Raw genomic sequence first — 4,533 nt, 5'->3', positions numbered from 1 at the left:
CGACTGAGTAGGCGTGCTCGGGCGGGCGCGGTGTAGGCCGGGATCGCGGGCACCTCGGAGCCGATCGAGCCGGCTCCGGCCTGGACGGTGATGATCGCGGTGCCGACGTCGACCGTCTGGCCCTCGTCGACGAGCACGTCGACCACGGTGCCGCTGAACGGCGAGGGGAGCTCGACGAGCGACTTGGCGGTCTCGATCTCGACGAGGACCTGGTTGACGGCCACCTCGTCGCCGACCTTGACCTTCCAGGCCACGATCTCGGCCTCGGTGAGGCCCTCGCCGACGTCGGGGAGGAGGAACTGCTCTGTCATCGGGGGGACTCCTGTGGGCTCGTGCGGGCGGATGTCGCGCGCGTCAGTACGCGAGCGAGCGGTCGACGGCCTCGAGCACGCGGTCGACGTCGGGGAGGAAGAGCTTCTCGACCTTGGCGGGCGGGAAGGGGGTGTCGAAGCCGGCGACCCGGAGGACCGGCGCCTCCAGCGAGAAGAAGGCGCGCTCGGTGACGGTCGCCGCGATCTCGGAGCCGAGGCTCACGTTCGCGGACGCCTCCTGCGCGACGACGAGCCGGCCGGTCCTGCGGACAGACGCGAGCAGCGGCTCCCAGTCGATCGGGGAGAGCGAGCGCAGGTCGACGACCTCGACGCTCGTGCCCTCCTCGCCCGCGAGCTCGGCGGCCTGGAGGAGGACCGCGACCATCGGGCCCCAGCCGACCAGCGTGACCTCGGTGCCCGGGCGGACGACGCGGCTGGCGTGCAGCGGCGCGGCGGATCCGCTGAGGTCGACGTCGCCCTTGGGCCAGTAGCGGCTCTTGGGCTCGAAGAACATGACGGGGTCGTCCGAGGCGATGGCCTCCTGGATCATCCAGTAGGCGTCGTTCGGAGTCGACGGGCTGACCGCGCGCAGGCCCGCGGTGTGCGCGAAGTACGCCTCGTTGCTCTCCTGGTGGTGCTCGACCGCTCCGATGTGCCCGCCGTAGGGCACGCGGATGACGACGGGCATGGTGATCGCACCCTCGTGGCGGTTGGTCATCTTGGCCAGCTGCGAGGTGATCTGGTCGAACGCCGGGTAGATGAACCCGTCGAACTGGATCTCGCAGACCGGGCGGAAGCCGCGCATCGCGAGCCCGATCGCGGTGCCGACGATGCCGGACTCGGCGAGCGGCGTGTCGAGCACGCGCTTCGCCCCGAACTCGGCGTGCAGGCCCTCGGTGATGCGGAAGACGCCGCCCAGGGGGCCGATGTCCTCGCCCATCAGGAGGACGCGGTCGTCCTGCGTCATCGCTCGGCGGAGGCCGGCGTTGAGCGCCTTGGCCATGGACATGGACTCGAGCTGCGACCCGGTGAGGGGCGGCTGCGCGGCCGTCGTGCTGGTGTCGATCGTCATCACTCTCCTCCGAACGATTCTTCGTAGCGCTGCAGCCACGCCTTCTGCTCCTCGACGAGCACGTGCGGCTCCGAGTAGACGTGGTCGAACATGACGCCCGTGGGCGGGACCTCGAGGGCGAGGAGGCGGCGGCGGATGTCGGACGCGAAGTCCTTCGCCTCCTCGTCGACCTCGTCGAAGAAGGACTGCTCCACGCCCTCGCTCCGCAGGAACGCGGCGAAGCGGGTGATCGGGTCCTTCGCGACCCACGAGGCGAGCTCGTCGTCGGTGCGGTACTTCGTCGGGTCGTCGCTCGAGGTGTGCGCGCCGATCCGGTAGGTCAGCGCCTCGATGAACTGGGGACCGCCGCCGGAGCGCGCGTCCTGCAGGTGCTTGGCGGTGACCGCGTAGCTCGCGAGCACGTCGTTGCCGTCGATCTGCACGCCGGGGATGCCGAAGCCGGAGGAGCGGAGGTAGAGGGGGCTGCGCGACTGCGTGGCCACGGGGACCGAGATCGCGTAGTGGTTGTTCTGGAGGAAGAAGACCTCGGGAGCCTGGTAGCTCGCGGCGAAGACCATCGCCTCGCTGACGTCGCCCTGGCTGGAGGCGCCGTCGCCGAAGTAGACGACGACGGCCGCGTCCTTCTCGGGGTCGCCCGTGCCGGTCGCTCCGTCGAGGGTGAGGCCCATCGCGTAGCCGGTCGCGTGCAGGGCCTGCGAGCCGAGCACCAGCGTGTACAGGTGGAAGTTCCCGTTCGTCGGGTCGGTCGGGTCCCAGCCGCCGTGCGTCGTGCCGCGCAGGAGCGCGAGGACGCCGAGCAGGTCGATGCCGCGGATCTTGCCGACGACGTGCTCGCGGTAGGAGGGGAACACGTGGTCCTGCGGGCGCATCGCGAACGCGGAGCCGACCTGCGCCGCCTCCTGCCCGTGGCTCGGGACCCACAGTCCGAGCTGGCCCTGGCGCTGCAGGTTCGCGGCCTCGGTGTCGAAGCGGCGGACCACCGCCATCTCGCGGTAGAAGGAGCGGTGCTGCGCCTCGTCCACCCCGTCGAGGTAGGAGGCGTACTGCTCGGCCGCGGGGGTCGGCGAGAACCGCCCGTCCGCGGAGAGGAACTGGACAGTCGGCGACTCCGTGCTGGTGGCTACCACCCGACTAACCTATCCGTCTCGCGGGGTGGCCCTCGGGGAGGGAAGCCACAATCTCGGCCGCCGCGCTGAGGAGCTTGTCGACAGAGCGCGCCTCGCCGACGGAGACGCGGATCCCCTCCGGCGGGAACGCGCGGACCACGACTCCCGCGCGCTCGAAGACCTCGGCGGCCCGCGCCGTGTCCTCGCGGGTGTCGAACCAGAGGAAGTTCGCCTGCGACTCCGGGATCGTCCAGCCCTGGTCGAGCAGCGCCCGCCAGAGGTCGTCGCGGAGGCGGGTGATGCGGTGGACGCGCTCGAGGAGCTCCTCGCGGTGCTCGAGGGAGGCGACCGCCGCGGTCTCGGCGAACCGGGTGACCGAGAGCGGGATGGCGGTGGAGCGGGCGGCGTCGAGGATCCGCGCGTGGCCGATCGCGTAGCCGACGCGGAGGCCGGCGAGGCCGTACGCCTTGGAGAAGGTGCGGGCGATCACGAGGTTCGGGTAGCGGCCGAGAAGGCGGGTGCCGTCCACGGCCCGCTCGTCGTCGACGAACTCGGCGTAGGCCTCGTCGAGGAGCACGAGGACGTCTCCCGGGACGCGCTCGAGGAGCGCCTCGACGTCGTCGGCGGTGGCGACGGTGCCGGTGGGGTTGTTGGGGCTGCAGACGATCAGCAGGCGGGTGCGCTCGGTGACGGCCTGGGCCATGGCGTCGAGGTCGTGGGTGTCGTCGGCGCGGAGCGGCACGCGCACGCTGGTGGCGCCCGCGGTCGTGACGAGCGAGGGGTAGGCCTCGAACGAGCGCCAGGCGTAGACGACCTCGTCGCCCGGGCCCGCCGCCGCGGTGATCAGCTGGGCGATGACCGCGACGGAGCCGGCGCCGACGATCACCTCCTCGATCGGGACGCCGTACTCCGCGGCGAGCGCTGTGCGCAGGGCGGTCGCCGCCGCGTCCGGGTACCGGTTGAAGTCGTCCACCTCGCGGACCCGCGCGAGCACGGAGGGCAGCGGGTCGAACGGGTTCTCGTTGGAGGAGAGCTTGAAGGCGTCGGCGGCGGCCGCGCGGCCCTGCTTGTAGGCGGGGAGCGCCAGGATCTCGGGGCGGAGGCGGACGGGAGGCTCCTGCTGGTCGGTCACCCGCCCCATGCTAGGCGGCGCGGCGGCGGGCGCCCCGCCGTTCCGCGCGCGCCGTCCCCCGCCCTCGACGGGTGTGCGCCGGGCCCCCTTCCCACCGGTCGAGCGCCGTGGGTGCGGCCCGGAGGTGCGGCCGACCCGGGTCTCGGATGCGCGAACCGCCCCGCTGACCGGCGCCCACGGCGGCCGTCCCCCGATTAGGGTGCAGTGATGCGGAGTCGAGGGCGAGCCGAGCGGCGCGGGGGTGCGCGCCCGCTCCTCCGGGGCGCCACGGCCGCGATCGCCCTGCTCGTCGCCGCCGGCGCGCTCACCGGATGCACGCCCTCCGCGGAGGGCACGCAGGCGACCCCGACTCTCCGCGAGACGTCCATCGACGTCGCCGCGCCTCCGGCCTACACCGCCGCGCGCGAGGCCGGCCTCGCGCTGCGGGACGACTCGCTCGCGCTCCTCACCGCGACCGACGGCACCGTCGCGGGCGCGGCCCGCACCGATCTGCTGGTGGCGATCGGATCCCTGAACGCAGCGCTCGAGGGAGTCTCGGCCGACGCCATCACCACCGCGACGACCGCGGCCGGGGAGCAGCGGACGGCGCTGGCCGAGCGCGTGCTCGGCCTCGCCACGTCGACCCTCGCCTCCGGTCGCGGATCGACGTCCCGGCGGGCGGTGCTGACCGACGCGGTCGAGCAGCTCCGGAGCGCTCTCGCCTCGGGAGCCGCGGTCGCTCCGCTGGCCGTCGCCGTGATCGAGGCGCGCGAGCCGCTCGTCCCGGAGCCGGGCAGCGGATTCGCTCCTCCCCCGCGCCCCGCGCCTCCCGCCGCTCCCCGGCCGACCACGGCGCCCGAGCCCACCCAGGAGCCGACGCCCGATCCCCCGGCTCCGGAGCCGGGGGATCGGGCGTCGGCTCCTGGGTGGGCT

5 protein-coding genes are annotated in these 4,533 nt (G+C 73.3%); 1 reads left to right on the top strand and 4 read right to left on the bottom strand.

The genetic code is table 11. From position 1 onward, the window contains the following. The 4 genes from C5C53_RS16570 to hisC all read right to left on the bottom strand — a co-directional run. Window positions 1-311, bottom strand: a 311-nt coding sequence (locus C5C53_RS16570; RefSeq protein ID WP_308470990.1) for a biotin/lipoyl-containing protein, incomplete at its 3' end; no start/stop codon positions are given. Between the two features lie 43 nt (window positions 312-354). Further along, the gene (locus C5C53_RS16565; protein WP_181028888.1) at window positions 355-1,320 is read right to left on the bottom strand and encodes an alpha-ketoacid dehydrogenase subunit beta; all 966 of its coding nucleotides are present in this window, start codon (window positions 1,318-1,320) and stop codon (window positions 355-357) included. A 62-nt stretch (window positions 1,321-1,382) separates the two neighbouring features. Continuing rightward, window positions 1,383-2,510 (bottom strand): thiamine pyrophosphate-dependent dehydrogenase E1 component subunit alpha, encoded by a 1,128-nt coding sequence (locus tag C5C53_RS16560; RefSeq protein ID WP_104226633.1) that lies wholly within the window; start codon window positions 2,508-2,510, stop codon window positions 1,383-1,385. 4 nt (window positions 2,511-2,514) lie between these two features. Next, a complete protein-coding gene (gene hisC, locus C5C53_RS16555) occupies window positions 2,515-3,630 on the bottom strand; it encodes a histidinol-phosphate transaminase (RefSeq protein ID WP_104226632.1) in 1,116 nt (371 codons plus the stop codon). 198 nt (window positions 3,631-3,828) lie between these two features. Here hisC and C5C53_RS16550 point away from each other — a divergent pair. Then, a partial coding sequence (locus C5C53_RS16550) for a hypothetical protein (protein ID WP_374954341.1) occupies window positions 3,829-4,533 on the top strand: 705 nt, incomplete at its 3' end.

Source organism: Rathayibacter sp. AY1E3, from assembly GCF_002932235.1.
Classification (GTDB): domain Bacteria; phylum Actinomycetota; class Actinomycetes; order Actinomycetales; family Microbacteriaceae; genus Rathayibacter.
Note: the sequence above shows the minus strand (reverse complement) of the source record. Positions and strands in the feature narration are given on the sequence as shown.

What these genes read in the sequence shown, in the direction of transcription:
- C5C53_RS16565 (WP_181028888.1), bottom strand. Translation starts at nt 1,320, where the DNA reads ATGTCCATGGCCAAGGCGCTCAACGCCGGCCTCCGCCGAGCGATGACG.
- hisC (WP_104226632.1), bottom strand. Translation starts at nt 3,630, where the DNA reads ATGGGGCGGGTGACCGACCAGCAGGAGCCTCCCGTCCGCCTCCGCCCC.